The 24,182-nt window shown below is 65.2% G+C and carries 14 protein-coding genes; 6 read left to right on the top strand and 8 right to left on the bottom strand.

What is annotated here, in order from left to right; translation table 11 throughout:
- Both H7A19_20055 and H7A19_20050 read right to left on the bottom strand, forming a co-directional pair.
- Window positions 1–314: hypothetical protein (locus H7A19_20055; protein ID MCP5477124.1), on the bottom strand; the 314-nt coding region annotated here is incomplete at its 3' end.
- A gap of 128 nt (window positions 315–442) precedes the next feature.
- On the bottom strand, window positions 443–4,480 hold the full coding sequence (locus H7A19_20050) for an Ig-like domain-containing protein (GenBank protein ID MCP5477123.1): 4,038 nt from the start codon (window positions 4,478–4,480) through the stop codon (window positions 443–445).
- Window positions 4,481–4,721: 241 nt separating this feature from the next.
- Between H7A19_20050 and H7A19_20045 the strand changes: the two genes are divergently transcribed.
- Entirely contained in the window at window positions 4,722–5,033 is a 312-nt protein-coding gene (locus H7A19_20045; protein MCP5477122.1) for a zf-TFIIB domain-containing protein, read from the top strand.
- Window positions 5,034–5,068: 35 nt separating this feature from the next.
- On the opposite strand, the gene H7A19_20040 is transcribed toward H7A19_20045, so the two are convergent.
- The 4 genes from H7A19_20040 to H7A19_20025 all read right to left on the bottom strand — a co-directional run bounded on the left by H7A19_20040 (window position 5,069) and on the right by H7A19_20025 (window position 13,946).
- Entirely contained in the window at window positions 5,069–5,437 is a 369-nt protein-coding gene (locus H7A19_20040; GenBank protein ID MCP5477121.1) for a group 1 truncated hemoglobin, read from the bottom strand.
- A 301-nt stretch (window positions 5,438–5,738) separates the two neighbouring features.
- Window positions 5,739–9,440 (bottom strand): right-handed parallel beta-helix repeat-containing protein, encoded by a 3,702-nt coding sequence (locus H7A19_20035; protein MCP5477120.1) that lies wholly within the window; start codon window positions 9,438–9,440, stop codon window positions 5,739–5,741.
- 164 nt (window positions 9,441–9,604) lie between these two features.
- The gene (locus H7A19_20030) at window positions 9,605–11,320 is read right to left on the bottom strand and encodes a hypothetical protein (protein ID MCP5477119.1); all 1,716 of its coding nucleotides are present in this window, start codon (window positions 11,318–11,320) and stop codon (window positions 9,605–9,607) included.
- Window positions 11,321–11,513: 193 nt separating this feature from the next.
- Window positions 11,514–13,946, bottom strand: a complete 2,433-nt coding sequence (locus H7A19_20025; protein ID MCP5477118.1) for an ABC transporter permease — start codon at window positions 13,944–13,946, stop codon at window positions 11,514–11,516.
- Between the two features lie 632 nt (window positions 13,947–14,578).
- On the opposite strand from H7A19_20025, the gene H7A19_20020 reads away from it, so the two are divergent.
- On the top strand, window positions 14,579–17,155 hold the full coding sequence (locus H7A19_20020) for a cation-translocating P-type ATPase (GenBank protein MCP5477117.1): 2,577 nt from the start codon (window positions 14,579–14,581) through the stop codon (window positions 17,153–17,155).
- Window positions 17,156–17,373: 218 nt separating this feature from the next.
- Here H7A19_20020 and H7A19_20015 read toward each other — a convergent pair whose 3' ends face one another.
- Both H7A19_20015 and H7A19_20010 read right to left on the bottom strand, forming a co-directional pair.
- Window positions 17,374–19,239, bottom strand: coding sequence for a hypothetical protein (locus H7A19_20015; GenBank protein MCP5477116.1), 1,866 nt, complete (start codon window positions 19,237–19,239; stop codon window positions 17,374–17,376).
- 3 nt (window positions 19,240–19,242) lie between these two features.
- Window positions 19,243–20,103 (bottom strand): UbiA family prenyltransferase, encoded by an 861-nt coding sequence (locus H7A19_20010; GenBank protein ID MCP5477115.1) that lies wholly within the window; start codon window positions 20,101–20,103, stop codon window positions 19,243–19,245.
- An 84-nt stretch (window positions 20,104–20,187) separates the two neighbouring features.
- On the opposite strand from H7A19_20010, the gene H7A19_20005 reads away from it, so the two are divergent.
- From H7A19_20005 to xseA, 4 genes are all read left to right on the top strand, one after another.
- Window positions 20,188–20,427, top strand: a complete 240-nt coding sequence (locus tag H7A19_20005) for a galactosyldiacylglycerol synthase (GenBank protein ID MCP5477114.1) — start codon at window positions 20,188–20,190, stop codon at window positions 20,425–20,427.
- On the top strand, window positions 20,424–20,900 hold the full coding sequence (locus tag H7A19_20000) for a hypothetical protein (protein MCP5477113.1): 477 nt from the start codon (window positions 20,424–20,426) through the stop codon (window positions 20,898–20,900). Before H7A19_20005 ends, H7A19_20000 begins: the two co-directional genes overlap by 4 nt.
- Window positions 20,901–20,908: 8 nt before the next feature.
- A complete protein-coding gene (locus H7A19_19995) occupies window positions 20,909–21,937 on the top strand; it encodes a zinc-binding dehydrogenase (GenBank protein MCP5477112.1) in 1,029 nt (342 codons plus the stop codon).
- A 601-nt stretch (window positions 21,938–22,538) separates the two neighbouring features.
- Entirely contained in the window at window positions 22,539–23,981 is a 1,443-nt protein-coding gene (gene xseA, locus H7A19_19990) for an exodeoxyribonuclease VII large subunit (GenBank protein MCP5477111.1), read from the top strand.
- Window positions 23,982–24,182 lie beyond the last annotated feature (201 nt).

Below are 24,182 nucleotides of genomic sequence, written 5' to 3'. Positions count from 1 at the left end.
TCGATGCCGTGCACATCGCGCACCGCCGAGTAGACCGCGGCCATGCCGCCGCGGCCGATTTCTTCGAGCAGCCGGTAGCCCTGGATCTGCGGCTGCGGCGCATCCTCGCTGACCAGACGAAGCGACTCCCCCACCGCGCGCAGCTCCATGGAATGTGCATCGGCCGCGATGCGCAGCACCTTGCGCAACACGGCTGCCAGATCGGGCTCCGTGCGCTCCATCTCGATCAGGATCAGCTCCCGCTCGGACAAGGTCAGATCCAGCAGCCGCTCCAGATGCGTATCCAGTTCAGCGACATCAAAGTCACGCGCCATCATCGGTCTGCCACCGGGCACTGCCTCCGATTGTGGCCGTGCAGGCCGCCACACACAATCGCTGACGGACTGCGCAGATCCTGTGGGTCAGGTTGCCCGCATCGCGGGCCAGGTGACGGTCTCTCACCTCAGCCTTCGAAATCATCGCCGAATATCGCATCCAGCATGGGTACCGCAGACGATTCCAGCTCGAGCAGAAAGCGCATCAAAGCCTCGCGATCGTTCGCAGACAGGGCGAGCACAGCCCGGTGCGGCTGGGCCAGATTCAATTCGTCAGGGCGACTGATGGTCATCTCGTCCAGCGCCACCAGCGCAAAGGGCGCCGTGCGTTCGATCACCACGCTGTTGTTGGGTCCCGCCTGCAAGGCCACGCCATCAATGCGCGCCGTGCGCCAATTGACCTGGGCAAAGGTCGGATTTCCAACGTTGGCCAGGTTCACCGGGTAAGCGACGCCGTTGACCCGCAGCTCGACGCTGGACGCCGCCGAGGAATAGCGCAGCTCGATGGCGCCGATGCCGCCGACACCACCGTCGACATTGCTGAAACTCAAGCGCGAGCCCTGATCACCGAGAAAGACCAGGGCTCGTCCGCGCACGGTGTCATCGTAGTTCAGGTCCACATACTGATTTTCGATGTAGGCACCCAGTGTGGGTGTGCCGCTTTCAGCCGGCACGACAGTGCCCCCTGTTGCCGAAAACACTGCCTCCAGGGTGACTGCAGAGCCATCGTGCAGATACGGCGCGGTGTTCGGCAGATCGAGCAGCGTCGGAATATCGATGCCGGGCAGCACGCCGCCCAGCCGATGGCCGCTGGTATCGCGCAGTGTGCCCACATTGACCAGGTCCAGCCCGGCCAGTGGGCTGCGGGTATAGCGTGGCGGCGTGTGACAGCTTGCGCAGCCGAGCGTCTCGAACACGCCCTGCCCGACCTGCGCCTGGGCGCTGACACTGCCGTCGGCATTGCGCCAGGCACTGGCCGGCAAATGCTCGGCGCCGAGCGATGCCACGTAGGCCGCCAGCGCATCCAGATCGGCGTTCAGACCAGCCTTTGGTGCGCCGAGCGGGTCACTGGTGGCGGCAAACTGCGGATTGGTCAGAAAACCGCTGCCACCAAAAGCCAGGCGGATATCGTTCTCGAAATCCTGGATCTCGTCGAAGTTGGCGCTCCAGTGCACCTTGCCATGGCCCATGCCGGCGCGTCCGCGCAGGCTGATGGTGTTGCGCAAGCCCTCGCCGCGACCGCTGAAGTCCCAGATTCGACCATCCTGATCGCCATCGAGGTGGCAGCTGGCGCAGGACAGGTAGCCCTCACTGCTCATGCGCGGATCACTGGCGCGGTAGAAGATGCGTTTGCCGGCCAACACCTGCGCTGGCAGCAATTCGACACTGGCACTGTTGCGCTCGACGCCCGGCAGCAGCGGCTCACCGGCAGCGTAGAGCTGGCTGGCATCGAAGCGATTGACACTGCGGCCCAGCAGATTCTGACTCCACACCGCGTTCCCGGAAACACACACGCCTTGTGGCGCGCCGCCGGTAGACAGGCGCGCTCGCAGCGCGCCCGAGGCCTGCGCCGTTTGCTGTTCCAGCAGATCGTAGACCGCCAGCTGATCGTTGCCCTGCAGCGCCACATACAGATAGTCGCCGAGCGGCGAGAAGGCCAGCGCATGTGCCGAATCGGAATTGTCGACATCGATGGCACGCAACAACTGACCGCTGCCAAGGCTGATCTCGGCAACCACGGTGCGTTGGGTGTTGTCGGTATCCAGATCCGGGCCGATCAGGGTGCCGCGCTCGACGTTGGGCTTGGTCGCGGCCAGCCACAAGGACTGGCCACCCGGACTGACCGCCAGGTCCGACAGGAAATTGGCGACGCCACGGCCGGAGGCGGTGCTGTCGCGATTGGCCATGCCGCCGAATTTCGGCAAGCGCAGTGTGCGCTGCAGGGTCAGCGTGCCGGTATCGACCTCCCAGATCTCGGCATGATCACGCGGCGACAGAAAGCGCGAAACATAGATGCGATTACCATCAGCACCGAGTGCCAGTGCACGCGATCCCGGGCCCAAGGCCAGCGTTCCCGAGGGCGCCAGCGTGTTGGCATTGAAGCGCAACAATTCACCGCGACCGTAGGCGCTGACATAGACCTGGGCACCGTTGGCAGTGGCCACCAGATCATGCGGACGACTGCCATGGGAAAGCACGATCTCACCCTGCGGCAGCAAATCGGAACGACGCAAAATGACGATGCGGTCGTCATCGTGGCAACTGACCCACAAGCGATCGGCACCAACGGCACTCACGCTGCGCGGATCGGCGCAGACATTCTGGCGCTCAGCCAGCACGTTGCTGCCATCGCTGGCAATCCGCGCCACCGAATCATTGTCCGGATTGACCACGGCGACACTGCCATCGTCCAGACAGGCCAAGGGCGCCGCGCTGGCCGGCGCTGGCGCCGGGAAAGCACTGAGCACGGTCACAGTGCGCGAGGCGCTGGCGAGTCGACCACCGGGATCACGGGATTGGATGATGGCGCGGAAATGCCCTGGAGCCGCGTAGCCATGAGGGTATAGCGTCTGCGTGGTCCAGTCGCTGCGCGGGCTGCCGTCTCCGGCGTCGAATCGATACTCCAGCGCCTGCCCTTCCGGATCATGCGCTGCCACCGTGAACTCGATACTGGCGCCGACCAGCGCCGGCGATCCAGCTGCGTTGAAAGCATCGATCACCGGCGCTTCATCAGCGGTCACATGAGCACCGGTGGAAAACACGAAACGCAGGCCCTCGATGCCGTTGCCCGCAGCATCCTTGATGCCACCGGCCACCACCAGCACCTCGTACGTGGTGTTCGGTGTCAGCGGCGCATCGGGCGTGAACGTCAGCACGTCATCGAAGGAAAAGGTCACCTGACCCGCGAGGGCAGCACCGGACAGCGGCCGCACGATCAGCGAAACGCTGGGAACGATGGTCTTGGATTCCAGGGTCTCGTGAATCAGCAGCGTGATCGGCGCCTCCAGGGGATAGCCGGTCTGGCCATCGGTGGGCACATGAAAGCCCACGCTGGGGCCGCGCGTATCGGGTTCGGCCTGATGCGCCCACACCGCCATGCCCTGATGTTCGCCACTGCCACCGGTGATCAGCAGATTGCCCAGCGGTAAGGCGAACTGACTGGTATCCACGCCAACGCCACCACCGGGTCGCGGTCGATGCGCGCCATCCAGATACAGCACCGATTGGCGAGTGCGCAAATCGATCTTGTGATCGCCGATGAAGGCGTATTCGTCCTGAAACTGCGCATACATGGCCTCGGCGCCGGGCAGCGGATAGTCGCCGATGAAAGCCAGGTCGGTGGGATCGGTGATGTCGACCAGCCGGAAGCCGTTGCCATTGGTGCGATAGGGAAACACCAGATACAGCCGATCATCGAGTCCGAAGATTTCCGGCCAATAACCACCCGGACCACCCGCGGTCAGCACATCCAGCAGTACCGGCTGCATCGGATCGCTGATGTCATAGCTGGCGACGCCAGTGCGGGTCATGTCCGAGGCGAAGTACAGTCGGTTGCCGATGATGAAGGGATGACCGACCACGCCGGTCTCACTGAGCAGATTCCAGCTGGCCAGCGTCTGTCCCAGACGCTGCAGACTCACCGTGCCATCGAGCGGACCGTAGCTCCAAAGAGTTGGTGTGACGAAATGCGGATAGAACAGGCAGCCGCGCTCGCCGGCGCACTGGAATCCGGGGAAAGCCATGCGCTGGTTGACGCCGGGAGCACCGGCCCGGAAGGTCCATGAGAGCCCATTGAAGGTGTCTCCGAGCACCAGATCGGCATTGCGCTGGTAATAGCCGTGGGCATTGATCGGTTGTCGCGTGATGCCCAGCTGCGCCGTTTCCTGGGGCGAGGACGGATCCGTCAGAGACCAGCTGCGCACCTGCAGATCCGATCCGGCCAGGCTGTCGGGCGACTCCGGCACCGAATACAGGATGCCGTTGTGGTAGGCCAGGATTGAAGTACGCCCCTGATTGGGCGCCATCAAGGGCGACAGCAAGGTGCCGGGTGTTTGCGGCACATTGGCAAAGCCGGGCACCACTGGCGGCAGCACCTGAGCATCCAGTTGAGGGGCGCCGAGGAGCGCGCATGCTGCCACGAGCGCTATAGCCAGGGATCTGAACATGATGTGGGCGACTCTTGGGGAACCATGATGCAATACGCAGCGCAGCCGCGGAAACGACATTCGATCTCGAAGCGCGCAGCGATGCCGTGCTCACGTCGCTTCCGGCGGTAGTCCCGGACGGCCTCGCGCACAGCCCCTGGCGGCGGCTTGTCTACACGCGCGTAGCGAGTACAGTTCGTCCCGGTGGCAGCGACAGCGCAACCGGGGAACGCTGATGCAGTGCCCAAAATGTCTCGCCGAAATGACTGCCGTGTACTTCGGCGGTGTCGAGGTCGACCGTTGCACGGAGTGTCACGGGATCTGGTTTGATCAACTGGAGCATGAACAACTGCGGGCCCTGACTGGCTCGGTCGTGATCGATTCCGGTGCAGTGGAAGTCGGACGGATCAACAATCACCTGACCCGCATCAGCTGTCCGGTGTGTCATTGCATGTTGACCCACAGCACGCTGGCGGGGCCGACACCGATCACGGTAGAGCGTTGCGATCGCTGTCATGGCGTCTATTTCGACGCCGGAGAATTCAGCCGCTTCGCCGCGTCGAAGGCGGACTGAAGGCCAGTCCGATCGAGCAGCCGACACGCCGACGATCATGGTCCGAGCACCGCCGCCCGCACTGATTCGGCGACATCACGAACCTCCGCGACCAGTTCAGCGCCGACTCCAAGGCTGCACAACGCAGCGTCCAGATGATCGAGCACGGCATCGAAATGGCGGTGATCCAGACCGTGTTCGGCGACCAATCCGGCGTGAGCACGGGTCAGGCCACGCCCGGCGTATTCGGAGGCGCCGCCGAAGGCAAATCCGAGGAAGCGGCGCTGATGGGCACGCATCCGATCCATCGGCACCTGCGCAAACATCGGGCGGAGCAGCGGGTCGGCCAGCACGCGGCCGTAGAAGGCATCGACGGCGGCCTCGATGGCGGGCGCACCGCCGAGTCGGTCAAACAGGGTGTGCATGGGGGTGGTCCTTTTCATGGTTTGGGGAAATCGGTCAGCGCGGTTTGCAGGGGTTGATGGAGTCTCCGGTCGCGACGCGAGGTCGCTCCTACGGAGAGCTGGTCGCGACGCGAGGTCGCTCCTGCGAAGAGCCGGTCGCGACGCAAGCTCGCTCCTGCGAAGAGCCGGTCGCGACGCGAGGTCGCTCATACGAAGAGCTGGTCGCGACGCGAGGTCGCTCCTACGGAGAGCTGGTCGCGACGTTGGGTCGCTCCTACCTTGGGCCGGTCGTGACGTTGGGTCGCGACCGGCCCTGGTTGGATCAATCTTCGAAGCCGTCGCTGAACATCAGGTCCGGCAAGGCCACGAAGGGCGCTTCGATGGCGCCGATGTCACAACGGGCCTGACCGTTGCCATCGCCGTCGATGGGTCGGGCGCTGCCGATCTGGTCGGTTTCGATGCAGCCCAATCCGCCCACCAGCGGATGCCCCGCATCGATCAGCGGACTGCCGGGCTGCGGCAGGTAATAGGCACTGAAACGAGCCGGATCGACCACCAGCGCACCGATGCCGGCATCGGCATTGATGAAATTGGAGCCGCCCAGGTGGATCTGACAGCCATTGTCCTGAGCCAGGTTGTAGCCGTCTGTGGATATCGTCGGCGCACCCAGACCTGGCGCGATGCAGGCGCCGTCGGCATTGCCGCTGATCACGGTATTGCGCAGGAACAGCGTGCGTCCGGTCAGCGACTGGAACTCGATGCCGCGGCGGTCGTTGGCGATCAGCGAGCTGTTCTCGATCTGCAGGGTGCCGTCGTCGACATCGACGCCATGACCATTGTTGCCGCTCAGCGTACTGTTGAGGATGCGGGTGATGCCGCCGCCCACACCCGCCACCGCCTCGCGCTGGCCTGCCGGCTGCAGATCCAGATTGTCACGGATACTGGAAGCATGGATCGTCAGATCAGAAGCATTGCGCACTGCAGCGCCTTCGCCGGCGGTGCCATTGTCATGCAGGTCAACGCGATCCAGCGTCACCACGCCGCCCACCACCGACACCGCACCACCGCCCTGATCGGCCGAATTGGCATACATCTCGACTCTATCGATCTGGACATCGGCCGCATTGATCACGCGGATGGCGCCACCGGTGCCCGGCGTGGTGCCACCGCTCAGTCGCAGTCCGCGGATCAGCACGTTGTCGCCCGGCGCGTTGATGTTGAAGATGCGATCACCGCTGCTGGACTGGATCATCGGCCGCACATTCGGACTGCCACTGACGCCGATGATCGACAGGGCGTCGGTGATGTCCAGATCGCCGTGGGCAGCGCTGGCGGCGCCGCCGGCATTGGGCTGAGTCAGCGTCAGGCTGGCAGCCGGCGTGACGATCTGCACCGTGTTGGCACCTGGCAGCGCATTGGCCTCCATGATCGCCGCGCGCAGCGTGCATTGCGGGCCGACATCGCTGGAGGTATCGCACAGGGTATCGCCGGGATTGACGTCATCGCGATCCTGGTCGAACACATTCACGGTGAACACCTGCGGCGCGTTCTCGGCCGGAAACAATTCCAGGGCACCGATTTCACAGGCGGCCACGGAGTTGGCATCGGTGTCGGTGGGCCGGTTGTTCCCATACTGATCAGAACCGGCACAGGCCACGGTGCCGTTGGGCACCGCATCCAGCACCGGGCTGCCGGCCAGCGGAACGCGCACGCGACTGATCTTGCCATCGCGTCGGGTCAGTGCCGGCGCCAGGCCAGGATTGCCGTTGATGTCGCCGTTGCTGACCGGACAGCTGCCGCTGTTGATCAGATTGTAGCTGCCACCATAGTTGGCCGCCGTGGCCGAGCAGTCCAGGCCGTTGCCGGAAAGGATATTGGCGTGCAACTGCAGCTGCCCGAAGGGCTGGGCCTGCTCGGCGCGCAGTCCGGTGCTGGTGTTGTCGACAATGGTCAGCTCGCGCACGATCACCGCCGCGAAGTTGACCAGCCGAATGCCGCCACTGTTGTTGCTGAGGGTGAGATTCTCGACCCGACCCTCCACACCGTCCTCCAGGCGGATGGCTTCGCGGTGAGACGCGGCATTGTTGCTGTTGTTCCAGAAGCTGGAATCGTGCAGGTCCACACTGCCGGTGGCGTACAGTGCGCCACCCTTGTCATCGGCACTGTTGTCGTGGAAATCGGCATCGTGCAGCTGCAAGCTGGCCCCGATGGCCGCCACCGCGCCGCCGCCCTGCGCCGCATGGTTGCCGAAGAACTCGCATTCGAAGATGTTGACGGTCCCGGCACCGGTGGCCGCAATGGCACCACCAAGCCCACCGGTTGCACCGTTGGTCAGTCGCAGGCGATTGAAACGCACCAGCTGCCCCAGTGGCACATCGACGTTGAACAGGCGCTGGGCCACCGTGGTGCTGATGGTGGTCAGCGGACGGCCGTCGCGGATCTGACCGTCGAAGGCGAGCTGCTCGGTGACATTGAGATCGCCGACGCCAGCCCCACCGACACCGTCGATGTCCAGGACCACGGTATTGGCAACGCCGTTGTCGATGAACGCGACCACATCGGGGCCAGGCTTGGCATTGGCCTCCATCACGGCGGCGCGCAGCGTGCATTGATCGCCAGCCGTGATCACATCGATATCGCAGTGATCGTCGCCCGGATTGGCATCGACGGCATCGATCAGGAACTGGTTGACCGTGTAGATGCTGGAGGTCAGCGTGGAGCGTTCGATGGCGCCGGCATCGCACTGGGGCAGCCCATTGGCATCGCCATCCTGTGGCCTCGGCGCGCCGAACTGGTCGAAACTGGTGCACAAGCGGGCCGGATCACCACCCGATTGATTCGGGGAAATGCCACCGTCCACGGCAGGAGAACCGAACACCGGCTGGCGATACCAGACCAGGCTGGCCGTCTGGTTGGCCAGCGGCTCCAGCAAGGGATCACGGGTAGAGATGTTCCCGGCGCCGGCCAGTGGCGTGCACTCGACCAGATTCTCGATCAGATTGGTCTCGATCATCACCAGCGGCGGCGGCCCGGCAATCACGCCGATGCGGCAATCGGTGTCATCGCTGTTGGCCAGTATCGAGTTGTAGATGCGGATGGCGCTGCTGCCATCGGCGACAGCGTTGAAGGCCGTGGTCGTGAAGTCCGAGAGCGTGCTGTTGCGCACGGTCAAGGAGGCCGGGCGATCAGCATTGATGCCGCCGGTTGCGGTGGCGCCGACAAAGGGCGGCGAGCCGTCGATCAGACTGTTTTCGACCAGCAAAGTGCTGCCCTGGGCGGCATAGATGGCCTCTGCCACCGCCGAGTCGTCGCGAATGCTGCGGATGCTGCTCTGCCGCAAGCTGGTGCTGCCCGAACTGGCGGTGAAGATGGCAGCGCCATTGGCACTGGTGCGATTGCGCACGAAGTCGGACAGCAGGATTTCGAGCGTGCCGGCATTGGACACGGCCGCGCCGTTGCCGGCGTCGTTGTCCGAAAAGCGCACGCGATCCACCTGGACCTGTGCCGTTGCCGACAACACTCGCAGCGCGCCGCCATTGGTTCCGGCCACGCCGGTGGGCTGGCCATTGCGCAACTGCAGGCCGCGCAGTTCCACGGCCACACCCTGGGTGATGTCGAAGATGCGGTCATTGGCCGGCGCTTCTATGACCGGCAAGCGACTGGCGTCGGCCGGCGCACCGAGGCTGATTCCGGTAATGATCACCGGCGCGGTGATGTCGAGATCGCCATTTTCGGCACCACCCACGCCGCCCAGCGTCAACGTGATGGTGACATCCAGCGGCAACACGATGGTGTCCTGGCCCGGCGCTGCATTGGCCTGCATGATGGCTGCGCGCAGGGTGCATTGATCGCCGAGCACACCCGCGTTGGCGTCGCAATTGGCCAGACCGGTATTCGCATCTGGCAAATCCACATCGAAGGTGTTGACCACGTAGGTGGCGGCGTCAGCCTTGCTTGCGCCAACACCGGCCAACACGACAAGGGCAAGAAGGACGGCGCAAGCCGGCCAGAATCGTCTACGCATGAAAGTGCTCCACGTTTGCACTGGGGGTTGCCAGTGAGTACGCAGGGCGAGGCTTGAAACGACATGCGGGACTGCCAATCAGCGAAAAACAGAAAGCCGGCGCCACGCTGGAGGTGGTGACGCCGGCTGCAAGTGAGGGTCTACGGGTTCAAGTTCGGGCTTGATCAGTCCTCGAATCCGTCACGGAACACCGAGTCGATGGCGACCTGCGCGGTGTAGATGCCGGCCCAGCCAACCGTGATATCCGGATCGATCGGATCGACATAGAGCATGCTGGCGGTGATCGCAAGACGACCGTTGCGGAAGGCGTCCCGCTCAACACCGACGGCGCTGACCAAGGATCCTGCCGGCGCCAGGGGATCGACGTCCGTTCCCACGGTGGTCCCCACTTCGGCAACGGTGCGCAGCGGCATTTGCGTGCCGAATCCTTCTCTAAGGTACAGGCCCTGAGTGGCGTTGCGCTCGGCCTTGAACACCACCTGGATCGGCGACATCGGCCGCGCTGCCAGCGTGGAAAAGGCTGAAGACCGCCACCGGGCCAGCTCGGTGCCAGGCTCGGTGCCGCCACCTACGCCGGGCGGTCGCCCCGAGAAGTTCCAGAACAGGAAATCGTTGATGCCCTCGCGCAGGGTGCGCGCGATCTGGCGTGTCTGGCCGCTGCTGGCCACATGCACGAAGATGCCTTGATTGACCGGGATATTGACCAGCAAACCCGTCGGATGCTGTTGATTGCAATAGGCAATGATGTCGGGGTTGCCATCGGTCGGACACAGCAGCAGCTTCGGGAAGGTCTCGGTCCCCCAACTCGCCCAGAAGCTGAACTGGTCGCCGTCGCTGCTGACGGACAAGGCTTCACCAAAACTGGTGAAAACAGCCCCGGGAGCTTCACCCGGCACTTGATCACCAATGCCCACCATGGTCTGCAAGGTGGGCATCGATGCGATCGGAGCGCGGTAGATGCCGCCCAGTGTTGGTGCCTCCTCGACATCCAGCCCGGTGAAGTAGACCCAGCCATTGGCGGCACTGGGTGGCGCGGTCGAGCCAAATTTCACCGTGCTTCCCATCGGCTGATTGGGGATCAGCATGTTGGAGTTCGCGATCACCCCGGTATACGGGATGGGCGAGGAGGCCACGACATCGCGGAAGTAGATGCCGGTACGACCCAGACCATCGAGCAGATCGGTGTAATTGCCCTTGTAGACGATGTAGCGGTTGTTGACCACCGCCGGCGACCCCGGGAATTGATCAAAGCGAGTCCCCACCAACGCACCCGGGACGGAGTACCAGGGGAAGGTCAATGTGATCTCGTCAGGTTCGACGACATCACCCAGCAGGCTCGCGCCCGTCACGGCATTACCGCCCGGGAAGGCATAGATCCCCGAGGTGCCAACGCGCGTTTCCAGACCGCCCAACAGGAAAGACCACACCGGCTGATGTTGCCCGCGCGTGGCGATCAGGCTGGAGCCCGCATCAATGCGTGGCGTGGACGGAAATTCCAGAAAGGCCGCCGGCAGATTGTTGTACAGAATGTTGTTCGGATCAGGAACCGCATCGTCGCGCGCCAGCAGCTTCAACAAGGGCCCGGGCGCAGACAGATCGCGGGCGTAGACGCCATCGGTCTGCGCGCCGGTACCGGTGCCGCTGCGGGCGCGGAAGACGATCAGTCCGGCGTCGTTGATGGCCGGCTGGTTGTAGCTTCGAAAAGTAGCGCCCGGCGCGCCACCCGGTGCCGGATCGGCGTTGTTGGCCGTGGTGTTCCAAGGCAGTCCTTCCGCCAGACCCCGAGGTCCTTGTGCCAGACCCAGATGTCCTTGTGCCAGACCAAGAGAACTCATCCCCGCCAGCGCCATGGCTGCTGCGGTTTGCGTGAGCGTATGCATGATCATCTCCGAAGTTCACGATTCGGAGCTCTGTGCCACCGGAGGATCAAGGGGCACGGAGCCCGCTTGATCATGAAGCTAGCCGAAATCCCAACCACGCCCTTGCGGCAGATCAAGACGTCATCGCGGCCTTGTTGTCCAATGTAAAGACCTGCGCCCCGTTACCGGACCGGCATGCTCGGACACGGGTTTGTCAGCTTTGTCGCAAGGCCTCCGACGGCGCCGTCGCCGCCGCCCTGCGCGCCGGGGCGTAGCAGGCCATCGCGGCAATCACCAGCATGATCAGCACCGACAGCAGCAGCGCCGGCAGGTCCACCGGGCTGACGCCGACGATGACACTGGCCAGCAACCTGGTCGCCAGCAGGGCCGGAATCAGAGCCAGCCCCAAACCCACCAGCACCAGCCGCAGTCCGCGCCAGCGCACGCTGCGGGCGATCTCTGCCGGGGCTGCACCCAGGGCCAGGCGAACGCCGATTTCGCGCAGGTGCGATTGCACGAACTGCGCCAGCAAACCGTACAGACCGACCGCAACCAGCACCAGACCCAGTGCCCCCAGGGCCGTCATCAGACTGCTGGCGATGCGTTGGGGCAACAAGGCGATGGCTGCCAACTGTTCCAGCCTGAACACCTGTGGTGGCGGCAGATTGGGATCGAGACGCGAGTACACGGTCCTCAGCGCGGCATTGGCCTGACCCACGCTCAGATCGGTGTGCAGCAGCAGGCTCATGCCGGCGCGACGGTATTGACCAAAAGGCAGCAGCAGATAGCTTTGGGCACTCTCACCCAGAGAGGTGTACTGACCATCTTCGATGACGCCGATGACCTGAATCGGATCACGCTGTTCCTCTGACCCATATTCGAAGGTGCGTCCGATGGGATCGGCGTCCTGGAACAACTGCTGCGCCAGCTGGCGATTGATGATTGCCACTCTGGGATTGCCTTCGGTGTCACGGCTGTCGAAATCGCGGCCACGCAGCGACATTCCCATGGTCTGGAAGAATCCGGGACTGACGATATTGGCGACCGGGTAAAGCCCCTCCTCCGGCAATCCCGGCCCCACGATATTGCCGAGCCCCATCGATGACAGGGTCAGCGGAATCACCGCCGCCAGCGCGGCATCATCGACCCCGGGTATCTCGCGGGCAGCCTCGAGCAAGCGGCCGGCCACCGGAACCGCGCTGTCCACGTCGTAACCCGAGGTTTCCAGATCGAACTCCACCGCCAGCGTCTGCTCGACCCGCATGCCCGGATTGACGTCTTCCAGTTCCTGCAGGGCTCGCATCAGAGCGCCACCGCTGACCAGCAGCACCAGGGTTGCGGCGATCTGTACGACGGCCAACACATTGCGGGCGCGCGTACTTCGAAAGCGACCCATCTGCCCAGGCAAGGAACTGCGTGCTGCGCGCAGAGCCGGTATCAGACCACACGCCAGCGTGGTCAGAAGCGCCATCAATAGCGCAAAAGCGACCACGCGCTGGTCGAGGCTGACATCGAAATGCAACGGAATCGGAACGGGCAAGGGAATGGCCAACAGCGCCTTCAGACCTGCCCAGGCCAGCGCCAGGCCGATCACGGTGGCCGGCACGGCCAGCACCAGCGCATCGATCAGCATCATCGATGCCAACTGAACCCGAGTAGCGCCCATGGACATCCGTATTGCCAACTCGGCGCGACGTTCCTCCGCTCGGGCCAGGGCCAGACCAGCAACATTGATGCACGCGACCACCAGCAGGGTGGCTACCATCAAGGAGAGGATGCCGACCATGAGCAGAATGCCGGTACGCGCCACCCCCGGAAGCGGCTGCAGTGGCTCGACCCCCAGCTGCAGGCCGAAGCGCTGGTCGCCCCCCAGTGCTTGGCGCTGGGCGCTGAGACGTTGGGCGATCAGATTGAGTTCGTTGCGGGCATCGGCCAGTGTGTGGCCTTCGGCCAGGCGGCCACCTGTCAGCAACCAGGTACTCAGGCGCTGATCGAGAATGGCTGCCCCATCGGCGGGTCGCAGCAGACTGCGGCGAGTCACCGGCAGGAACAGGTCCGGCGAGATGCCTGCGATATGCCCCCGAAATCCGGCCGGGCTCACACCTACCAGCACAAAGGCGGCGCCATTGATGGTGATGCTCTGCCCGACCACATCCGGACTGCTGTCGAACCAGCGCACCCAGGCCTCGTGACTGATGACGGCGGCCGGCACTTCGCCGTCTCGCCGCATGTCCCCGGACTGCAGCAAACGACCGCGCTCGGCGCGCACACCCAGGGCGTCGAAATAGCTGCTGCTGACCATGAAGCCAAAGCTGTTGCGGGCACTGCCTTCGCCGGGCGCGCGCACCGACAGCGGACTGGGTGCATAGGCATAGACATCGCGCAGCGATTGCGTCTGCTCGGCCAGATCCTTGAAATCGGGATAGGAGATGCTGCCCATGCCGCCCGTGCCGATGCGCTGGATCTCGACCAGCTGGGTATCGGACTGGATACCCGGCAGTGGCCGCAGCAGACTCATGTTGAGCACCGTGAACAAGGCGGTCAGCGCCCCTATCGCCAGCGCCAGGGGCAATACCGCCAAAGCCAGAATCAGCGGTCGCTGCGCCCACTGGCGCGCCGCGTACCAGAGCTGCGGAACAAGGTTCATGGAGTTGCCCAGGCGAGAAGTTGGGTGGCCTGAAGCATGTCGCGTGCCAGGCACGAGGGCACGAGGGCACGAGGGCACGAGGGCACGAGGGCACGAGGGCACGAGGGCACGAGGGCACGAGGGCGCGAGGGCGCGAGGGCACGGGGCACGGGGGCACGAGGGCAAGAGGGCAAGAGGGCAAGAGGGCATGAGGGCACGAGGGCGCGGGGGCACGAGGTATGGGAGTACGAATCGCTCCGGGCGGGGGACTTGCTTCGCGGCGCTCTCCATGAACCCATGTCGAAATTTATTGATTGACCGTCCCTGTGAGCGCAGCGACGGATTCGTTCATTGGTAGGAGCGCCCTTGTGGCGCGACCACCGCTGCGGATCTGCGGCTTGGCGGTCGCGACGCGAGGTCGCTCCTACCGCACGCTTGGGGTTCATGGCCCGCGGGAAGTGTCGGGCAGACAGTGGTGGCTCGCAATGACGCCTCCAAGAGTCCAGAACCCTGCACTCCGTGCCCTCGTGCCCTCGTGCCCTCCCCCAGTCACCGCGTCCGAAAGCGTACAGCCGCCCGCGCCAGCGGACACCCGGCACCGTCTTTGACCGGCATCAGCGCCGAACGCAACGCAAGACGATAGGCTGCATTGCATGAATCAACCCGATGCACCGACCACCCCCGGTTCTGGCCTCAGCAGCCGCGAGGCGCAGCAATTGCTGGAGCGCGTCGGTTTCAACGAGTTGCCCAAGCCACCCCGACGAAGCGTGCTCGGCATCGTCGTGGGCGTGCTCTCGGAACCGATGTTCCTGCTGCTGGTGGTCGCGGCGCTGGTCTATCTGGCCATTGGCGACCCGCGCGAAAGCTTGCTGCTGGGGGCCTTCGCGATCATGACCGTGAGCCTGGTCGTGGTCCAGGAAGCGCGCAGCGAACATGCGCTGGAAGCGTTGCAGGCACTCGGGGCGCCGACCGCCGCGGTGATGCGCGAAGGCGATATGCGGCGCATTCCGGCGCGTGAGGTGGTCCCGGGAGATTTGCTGCTGTCCGGCGAAGGGGAACGTATCGCCGCCGATGGCTGGATCGTGCGCGCCGAAGACCTCAGCGTGGACGAATCGCTGCTGACCGGCGAATCGGTACCCGTCAGCAAGCGCGCCCGCACTGCACAGGACGGCGCGCAGATCCCGGCGCCCGGGGGTGATGACCAGCCCTATGCCTACGCCGGCTCGCTGCTGGTGCGCGGCCATACCCAGATCGTGGTGGCCCGGACTGGGGTGCGCACCGCCGCCGGCCAGATTGGCGTGTCACTGGCGACCATCAGCACCGAGCAGACCCTGCTGCAACGCTCCATCGGACGCCTGGTGCGCTGGTTCGGGCTGGTGGCGCTGCTGGTGAGCGTCACTGTGGTGCTGGGCTATGGCCTGATCCGTGGCGACTGGGTGCAGGGCCTGCTCTCCAGCATCGCGCTGGCCATGGCCATGCTGCCTGAAGAGTTTCCGATGGCGCTGGCGGTGTTTCTGGCGCTCGGTGCCTGGCGCATGGCCAAGGTCAAGGTGCTGGTGCGGCGCCCGGCCATGATCGAGACCTTGGGCGCAGCCACCGTGCTCTGCGTGGACAAGACCGGCACGCTCACCGAAAACCGCATGCGCCTGCACACCCTGGCTGCAGCAGGCGCCGAGCCGTTGGAGCTGCGCGGCGACGAAACCAGCCTGCCGGAAGCTGTGCATCGGCTGCTCGAATACGCGCTGCTGGCGAGCAAACGCCAGGCCCACGACCCCATGGACAGTGCGGTCGGCACGCTGGCGCAGGCCACGCTCAAGGCCAGCGAACACCTGCATGCCGATTGGCCGCTGGAGCGCGAGTATGGCCTCAGCAGCGAACTACCGGCCATTTCCCGAGCCTGGACCCTGCCCGACGGTCGGCGTGAACTCGCCAGCAAGGGTGCCCCGGAAGCAGTGCTGAGTCTGTGCCGGCTGGATGCAGCGAGACGCACGCATATCATGGACCAGGTGCAGACGCTGGCAGCCCAGGGATTGCGGGTGTTGGCAGTCGCCAGCGGACAGGCACCCGCCGGCGAATTGCCGTCCACAGCCCAGGGCCTGAGCCTGTGTTTCGAGGGCCTGATTGCCTTCGTCGACCCACTGCGGGTGTCCGCTCCGGCGGCCGTCGCCAAGGCCCGCGCCGCAGGCCTGGAAGTGCTCATGATCACCGGCGATTACCCGTCCACAGCGCTGGCCATCGCTGCCGAAGCCGGCATCGATGTGACTGCCGGCGCTCTGTCCGGACCGCAGATCGACGAACTCGACGATGCAACCCTGAAGACGGCGATTGCGCGCACCCGGGTCTACGCCCGCATCCGTCCGGAGCAGAAGCTGCGTCTGGTCCAGGCGCTCAAAGCCAGTGGCGAAGTCGTGGCGATGACCGGCGACGGGGTCAATGACGCCCCGGCGCTCAAGGCCGCGCATATCGGTCTGGCCATGGGTGGGCGCGGCACCGATGTCGCCCGCGAAGCGGCCGGCATCGTGCTCCTCGACGATGACTTCGGGCGCATCGTCGATGGCGTTCGTCTGGGCCGGCGCATCTTCGAGAATCTGCGCAAGGTCTTGATCTATATCGCCGCCATCCATGTCCCGGTAGCCACGCTGGCGCTGGCCCCGCTGCTGCTGGGCATGCCACCCATGATCCTGCCCCTGCATGTGGTGCTGGTCGAGATGGTGGTCGATCCGATCTGCTCGATCGCCTTCGAGAATCAGCCGGAAAGCCCGGGTTTGATGCAGCGCGGCCCCCGGCGCAGCGATGAACCGCTGATCGGTCTGCGCCAACTGCTGCTGGGACTGGGATTCGGCTTCTGTCTGTTCATCGGCTGCTTTGCCCTTTATGCGTGGGCCAATGCTGCGGGCCTCGGCGAAGACACCGCCCGCACGCTGGCCTTCGTGGCGCTGACGGTCAGCAATCTGATGCTGGTGCGGGTGATCGCCAGCAACGGCTCCGCCTTCAGCGGCCTGTTCGGGCCAGGCCAGCGACCGTTCTGGATCATCGCCGCGGTAGTGACCAGCGTGGTGACGCTGTGCATCGAGCTGCCAACCCTGGCCGAGATCTTCCGTTTCCAGAACCCCGGTACGCCGATGCTGCTGGCCGTGATTGCAGGCACCCTGATCTACATGCTGCTGCTGGACGCGCTCAAGTGGTTGCCACCGGTGCGGCGGATTCTGGCCGTCGCCTCGCGGACGTAGGCACGGGGCACGGGGCACGGGGCACGGGGCACGGGGCACGGGGCACGGGGCACGGGGAAAAGGCTACGGTCTTCGAGCTCTTGTAGGTCCAGACTTGTCTGGACGCTCTTCGCAGCACGGTGGAGAAGCGTCCAGACAAGTCTGGACCCACAGAAGCGCGCGCACCGGCTTCTTCGTGCCCTCTTGCCCTCTCGCCCCCGTGCCCCCCGCCCTCGTGCTCACCGCAGCCAACGCCGGTCGATGACGGTGCTTGCGCCCCGTTTGGGCACCACCTCGATCCGCACCTCACCCGCTGCTCGGGCCGGATCGATCGGGCCGCGGAATCCGCTTCCATGGCTGCCGACGCCAGGGCCGAAGATTCCCGACAGCTCGGTGCGGGGGAACAAGGCCAGTGCCTGCCTGCTGCCATCGGCATGAACCACGTCCACGCGCTCGATGCCACGCGGATCCATGGCCCAGCCGCGCCATTGGTTCACCGCCGCGACCGATTCGTTGGCTGGCTGCTCCAACACGCCGAAAGCCAGGGCCTGGGCGCCGACCCAGGATTGCAGGGCCAGCCACGGCAGCCCGAAAGCCAACGCCAACAGCAACAGACCGGGTAACGCCGCAGCACCATCGCGCCAGATCCGCGTATAGAGGCTCACCACCACCAGCGCCAGCGCCACCAACGCCGCATTGGCCGCCAGATGCAGATGCCGCGCCAGTTCGCTGTAGCCATCGCCCACCAGCGAGGACGCCCAGCCCAGCAGCACGATCAGCAGCAGCAGCGGCCACAGCCACAGCGCCGCCAGGCGGCGATCCTGGTTTTCGGCGTTGCGCTCGGGCGGCACTGGCGTCGCCCTGGGTTTCAGCAACAGGAGCAGCAACAGCGCCGGTGCCGTCCAGAACAGCAGCAACGGTGCAAAGGGCAGTTCGGCGATGCCATCCGCCAGACTGGCGCCTAGCGCCAGAGGTCCTGCCGGCATGCGCTGGAACTCGGCGCCGGCGACTTCACCCAGATAACTCGGCCGCCATTGCCCCGACAACGCCACGCCGCGCCCGACCAGGCGGGCCAGGGCCGCGGGTTCGGCCGCCAGCTGCAGCGCCCAGGCCAGACGCGAGAGCCTGAAGGCCTGCGGACATTCCACCCGGGCATCACGACCGCGCTGCAGATACCAGGTGCTGTGGACCAGTTCGGCGCAGGCCGGTGGCAACTGTAATCGGGTCACGAACTCGGCAGGATCAGCGGCGGCCGGCAAGGCCGCGCCGAAGAAGCTGTTCCAGCAATTGGCATCGGCGATGGTCTGGTAGCGGCCCTGCAGGTTGAGCTGCAGCGCCAGCGCCGGAATCAGCACCAGCAGCGGCAACGCCACCAGGCGCCTGACCGGCCACTGCTGCCCGCGGCCGAGCACGGCCAACCAGGCCAGCAGAATCAGCGGTATCGCCGCATGCTGAAACCGGGACAAGGCCAGCGCTGCCAGCACCAGACCCCATGTCAGCATGGCCGACACCGAGGGTGCGCGCGCAGCCAGCAACCACGGCAATGGCAGCATCAGGGCCAGATAGGCGCTGAGCAGGGCCGCGAATTCGGTGTAAAAACCTGCCAGATACAGGCTGTTGAAGGGATCGACCAGGATCAGCGCCGCCACCCAGGCATGGACCAGACGCAACGACGGCCAGCGGCGCAAGCTGCGGTCGACCACGGCCAGCGCCAGCAGCAGCAACAAGGCCTTGGTCCATCCCACCAGCCGCAGCGGCATGCTGTCCGGCTCACCCAGACCCAGCGCATCGCCGGCCCGATCCAGACCCAGGGCCACACCGCCGATCAGCACTTCGGTGCCGTACAGGCAACTCGGGTCGCGCGGCATTCCCGTCTGGTAGCGGCTGACCGGTGCCTGTGGCGTGGCGGCGCCGGGCGCGGCGTCCACCAGCGGCTGCAGACCCAGACAGCCGGTGTTGCGCAACATGTCGAATTGATTGGCGAATCCGGCCAAGGGTTGGTGGGTCAGCACAAATCCCAGGCGGGCGCACAGCAACAACAGCGCCAGCCACCAGAGCAAGCGCTGAATCGGCGCAGATCGTCTTTCGAAATTGACGGTCGACATCAATCAGGACGCTAGCCAGACACAGGCCAGCAGCGCCAGCCCCGCGAGCCAGCTGCCGCCATCGCGCAGCGCATACAGCACCGGATCGCCGGGCAACTGGCCACGGTGGGCCAATGTCCACATCCGCGCCAGCCAGGTCAGCAGAATTGGCCCCAAGGCCCACAGTACAGTCGGCCGGCTGTACAGCGTGGTCACGTCTCCGGCATTGACGTACAAGGCCAGAACCACGGTGGCAGCCACGGCGGCGGCGGCGCCGAAGGCCAGCACGATGGCGCTGTCGGCGCGCAGATAGGCACGTCCTGGCAACTGCTCATAGACACAGCGAGTCAATTCGGCATATCGCTTCAGCGCCGCCAGACTGAGGAACACGAACAGCGAGAATCCAACCAGCCAGGGACTGGGTTCGATGCTGGCTGCCAGGGCGCCGGCAATGACCCGCAGCGCGTACAGTGCGGCCAGCAGGGTCACGTCCAGCCACAGGGTACGTTTGATGCCGAGGTTGTACAGCAGCGCACCGCTGGCGTAGGCCGCCAGCGCCCATTGCGCCGGCAGCGGCAGTCGCCAGGCCAGCGCCACCGCCGCGGCAAGCAGCAGAGGAATCAACGCCAGGGCCAGCCGAAGCGATACGGTGCCCGCCGCCAGCGGCCGCTCCCGCTTCTCCGGATCGAGGCGGTCGCTGTTGACATCCAGCGCATCGTTGAGGATGTAGACCGCGCTGGCCACCAGCGACAGTGCGGCAAACATCAGCCCGGCTGCCTGCCAGACTGCGGCATCGCTCCATCGGTGAGCAGCCAGCAAGCCGACGAAGGCCAGCGCATTCTTGGCCCACTGATGCGGGCGCAGCAATTTGAGGATGGGTAACATCGCCCTGATTATGCCGTGTGCCCCTCGACGGCCGCGCCCCCCTACGGCAACATCCACACACATTCCCCGCACTCGGAGAGCGCCATGATCGACATCACCGATCGCGACACCGGCACCCTGATCACCCAGATCACCGAGGAGCAGCTGGCCTTGCTGATCCGGGAACTGGAAGAAGAAAGCAGTGACGACCAGGACTACTACATCGACATGGGCACGCTGAGCCTGCTCGGCGCCGCCGGCATGGACAAGGCCTTCCTGCACACCCTGGGGGCGGCGCTCGGCGAGCGCGAGGGCATGGAAATCGTCTGGAGGCGGCGCGAATGAGTTCGAAGCGTCAATCGGTGACGGCCGTGGCAGCGCTGCTCGCATCGATGTCTGCGCAGGCCGGCACCCCCAGCGGCTGCGATGACATTTCCGCCATCGCGCCCTTCACGCAGTTCCGCTATACCCAGATCCAGAGCATCTTCGATACGTTGACCGACCCCAAGAACCCGTTCTCCCAGCTTTGCAGCAGCTGCCATCCCGGCAGCGTCGGCGCTGCCGGCCTGGGTCTTGGTGATGGCTTCAGTTATGACAATCTGGTTGGCGTTGCCAGTGCCCAGAACCCGATGATCCTGCGGGTATCGCCCGGCAATCCGCTGAGCAGCCTGCTGTTCCAGAAGATCAATTGTGACGTTCCTGAAGTGGGCGGCCGGATGCCGCCGGGGGGCATGATTTCGACCACCCAGCAGGCCTTCTTCTACGACTGGATCCGACTGGGCGCGCCACTGTCGCGACTGGGATTCGAAGACCGCTGAGTCAGGCCGTGCGCCGCATCCTCATCGAGCGACCCGGCGGCTACGAGCAGCTACGGCTGATTGAAGAAGCCGATCCGGCCCCGAGCGCCGATCAGGTCGCCATCGAAGTCGCTGCCTGCGGCGTCAACTATGCCGATGGGATCATACGGATGGGCCTGTATGAGTCGGCCAGGAAGCTGCATGGCTACCCGATCACACCGGGATTCGAGATCGCCGGACGCGTATCGGCCGTCGGCAGCGCGGTGCACGAATTCGCCGTAGGCGACGAAGTCTTGGCGCTGACCCTGTTCGGTGGCTATGCCAGCCGGGTGCTGCTGACCGCCGACCGGGTGTTCCCCCGACCGGCCACCCTCAGCGCCGAGGCCGGTGCCGCCATCCCCACCGTGTTTCTCACTGCCTGGTGGATGGCACACCAACAGTTGCGACCACGACCCGGCGACACCTGGCTGGTGCACTCGGCTGCAGGCGGTGTTGGCAGCGCGCTGGCACAGCTAGGGCGACTGGCCGGCTGCCGTGTCATCGGCGTGGTCGGCGCCGCCCACAAGGTCGACAGCGCCCGCGCGGCCGGTTGCGCCGAGGTCATCGACAAGTCGTCCAACCCGCTGTGGCCGCGACTGCGTGAACTGGCGCCCCAGGGCGTGCAAGCTGTCTTCGACGCCAATGGCGTATCCACGCTGGCACAGAGCTACGCCCATCTGGCGCCCACCGGTTCGCTGCTGATCTACGGCTTTGCCTCCATGCTGCCGCGCAACGGGCGCCTGAACTGGGCCAGACTGGCCTGGGACTGGCTGCGCACACCGCGTTTCAATCCCCTGTCCATGACCCGCGACAACCGCAGCGTGCTGGCCTGCAACCTGAGTTTTCTGTCGAGCGAATCCGCCCGTTTGCGCGAGGGCATGCACTGGCTGCTGGCGCGTTTTGCCGACGGCCGCCTGCAGCCACCGCCGATCACCAGTTTCCCGCTGGAACACGCCGCCGAGGCCCAGCGCGCCATCGAGAGCGGGCGTACCGTGGGCAAGCTCATGTTGGTGCCGTAGGAGCGGGAAAAGGGGGAAATCAAGAGCGGGCATCGGCCATGCCGGCTGTCTGTGGGAGCGGCTTCAGCCGCGACAGCCTGTCGCGGGCGGAGCCCGTTCTCACCAAACATATCGTAAGTCATTGCTTTATTGGTTCACAAAGAGGGGGCACGGGGCACGGGGTTGCAGAATTGCCTCATCACGGCGTCATTGCGAGCGCAGCGAAGCAATCCCGATTCTCTTCGCAAGTGCCTGGATTGCTTCGCTACGCTCTCCATATCGTAAATTATTGATTTGCTGTTGTAGGTCACGTTGCTCGCGCAGCGAGCTACGTGACGCAACTCGATGTCACGTAGTCCGCTGACGCGGACAACATGACCTACGACGGCGGGTTCATGGCCCGTGAGCAGTTTTGGGCCGAAACTGGCGGCTCGCAATGACGCCACGAGACCATTCCGCTTGCCCCCTGTCCCTGTCTGGCGAGCAAAATTGCGCACCGCCAGGGGCGACCGGGACTTCCACAAACCGAGTGCTCCCGATAGCTGCTCTTGATTCCCCTTTTCCCTTTTCCCCGCCCCTCCAGCCTTGCGCTATCTTCACCGGTCCGCCCGGCAGACCGCACATGACCGAATCCACGCCTTCCTATGCCGCGCGCGAGCGTCCGGTACTGACGCCCAGCCAGTTGAACCGGCTGGCGCGGCAGCTGCTGGAGGACGCGTTTGCGCAAATCTGGGTCGAGGGCGAGATCTCGAACTACACCCGGGCCGCCTCCGGGCACTGGTACTTCACGCTGAAGGATCGAGACGCCCAGATCCGCTGCGCCATGTTCAAGTCCAACAACCTGTATGTGCGCAACAAGCCGGTCGATGGCGCCCAGGTGCTGGTGCGTGGACGCATCAGTCTGTATGAGGCGCGCGGCGACTATCAGCTGATCTGCGAACACATGGAAGACGCAGGTCTCGGTCGATTGATGCGCGAATTCGAGCGGCTGAAAGCGCTGCTGCAGGCCGAAGGCCTGACCGATCCCGCCCGAAAGCGCCCGCTGCCGCGCATGCCCATGCGCATCGCCGTGATCAGTTCCGCCCAGGGCGCGGCCATCCGCGATGTGTTGTCGGTGTGCGCCCGGCGCTGGCCGCTGTTGCAGATCGATCTGTTTCCAGCTCAGGTTCAGGGCGCCGACGCTCCCGCACAGCTGCGCTCGGCGCTGGCAGCGGCACTGGCAGCGCCCGAGGCCTATGAACTGGTGCTGCTGACCCGCGGCGGTGGCTCGCTGGAGGATCTGGCGGCCTTCAACGACGAGGCGCTGGCACGGATGATCGCCGCCTCGCCCATTCCCACGGTTTCGGCGGTGGGCCATGAGACCGATTTCACCATCGCCGATCTGGTGGCGGACGTGCGCGCACCCACGCCCTCGGCAGCCGCGGAACTGATCACCCCCAGTGCTGACGCCTTGCGCCAGCAGCTGGACCGGCGCGCCCAGGAACTGCGGGAGCATCTCCGACGCCGGATGCAGCGCTGGCAGCAGCGCAACGACGGCTGTGAACGTCTGCTGCGGGCACACGATCCCAGACGCGCGCTGCGCCTGGCCCAATTGCGACTGCAGGCATTGCGCCAGCGTGCCGATTCGATTGCGCATGCGCGGGTACAGCGGCGTCGCGGCGAACTCGGGCTCCTGCTCGAAGCCATCCGGCTGCGCGCGCCGCAGCGGCGCATCAGCGATACCCGGCAGCAGGCCAGCCAGCTGCAGTCCAGACTGAGAACCATCGGCGCCCGCTGGCTGCAGCAGCCGCGCACGACACTGGATCATCAGCGCCACGCCTTGCTGCAGAGCATCCCGGACCTGGCCCTGCTGCGCTCGCGCTGCCGTCAGGCGGTCGACACGCTGCGCCAGCTGGGCCCGGAAGCCACGCTGCAACGCGGCTATGTACTGCTGAAACGCGCCAATGATGGACAACTGCTGATGCGCGCCAGCGCGCTGGGCCCCAATCAGGCGCTGATCGCCCGATTCGCCGACGGCGAACGACGATTGCACAGCGACGACCGGTCTGGCCTCGACGAGCCCTAGCCCGCGGCTCGCACAACCTGACCTGCGACAACAGCGAAATTCAAGACTTGACGCAGACCAGCAAAGGGCTACTTGCGCCGCAGCAAGCCCGCGCTGTCTGGCTGCGTTTTCGGCTCGACGGCGCCTGCCAGATCGTGCATGGACCCCCTGCGAACGGTGGCTGCGCTGCTGGCCACCGGCGGCGGCGTCAAGCGCAGCTTG

It is taken from the genome of Rhodanobacteraceae bacterium (assembly GCA_024234055.1).
In the GTDB taxonomy this organism is placed as follows: Bacteria; Pseudomonadota; Gammaproteobacteria; order Xanthomonadales; family SZUA-5; genus JADKFD01.
This window is presented reverse-complemented; position numbering and strand designations above follow the sequence as displayed.

Excerpts from the sequence above, each read along its gene's own strand:
- xseA (MCP5477111.1), top strand. The coding sequence starts at position 22,539 with ATGACCGAATCCACGCCTTCCTATGCCGCGCGCGAGCGTCCGGTACTG.
- H7A19_20035 (MCP5477120.1), bottom strand. The coding sequence starts at position 9,440 with ATGCGTAGACGATTCTGGCCGGCTTGCGCCGTCCTTCTTGCCCTTGTC.
- H7A19_20025 (MCP5477118.1), bottom strand. The coding sequence starts at position 13,946 with ATGAACCTTGTTCCGCAGCTCTGGTACGCGGCGCGCCAGTGGGCGCAG.
- H7A19_20015 (MCP5477116.1), bottom strand. The coding sequence starts at position 19,239 with ATGTCGACCGTCAATTTCGAAAGACGATCTGCGCCGATTCAGCGCTTG.
- H7A19_20040 (MCP5477121.1), bottom strand. The coding sequence starts at position 5,437 with ATGCACACCCTGTTTGACCGACTCGGCGGTGCGCCCGCCATCGAGGCC.
- H7A19_20030 (MCP5477119.1), bottom strand. The coding sequence starts at position 11,320 with ATGCATACGCTCACGCAAACCGCAGCAGCCATGGCGCTGGCGGGGATG.
- H7A19_20005 (MCP5477114.1), top strand. The coding sequence starts at position 20,188 with ATGATCGACATCACCGATCGCGACACCGGCACCCTGATCACCCAGATC.
- H7A19_20020 (MCP5477117.1), top strand. The coding sequence starts at position 14,579 with ATGAATCAACCCGATGCACCGACCACCCCCGGTTCTGGCCTCAGCAGC.
- H7A19_20050 (MCP5477123.1), bottom strand. The coding sequence starts at position 4,480 with ATGTTCAGATCCCTGGCTATAGCGCTCGTGGCAGCATGCGCGCTCCTC.
- H7A19_20045 (MCP5477122.1), top strand. The coding sequence starts at position 4,722 with ATGACTGCCGTGTACTTCGGCGGTGTCGAGGTCGACCGTTGCACGGAG.
- H7A19_20010 (MCP5477115.1), bottom strand. The coding sequence starts at position 20,103 with ATGTTACCCATCCTCAAATTGCTGCGCCCGCATCAGTGGGCCAAGAAT.
- H7A19_20000 (MCP5477113.1), top strand. The coding sequence starts at position 20,424 with ATGAGTTCGAAGCGTCAATCGGTGACGGCCGTGGCAGCGCTGCTCGCA.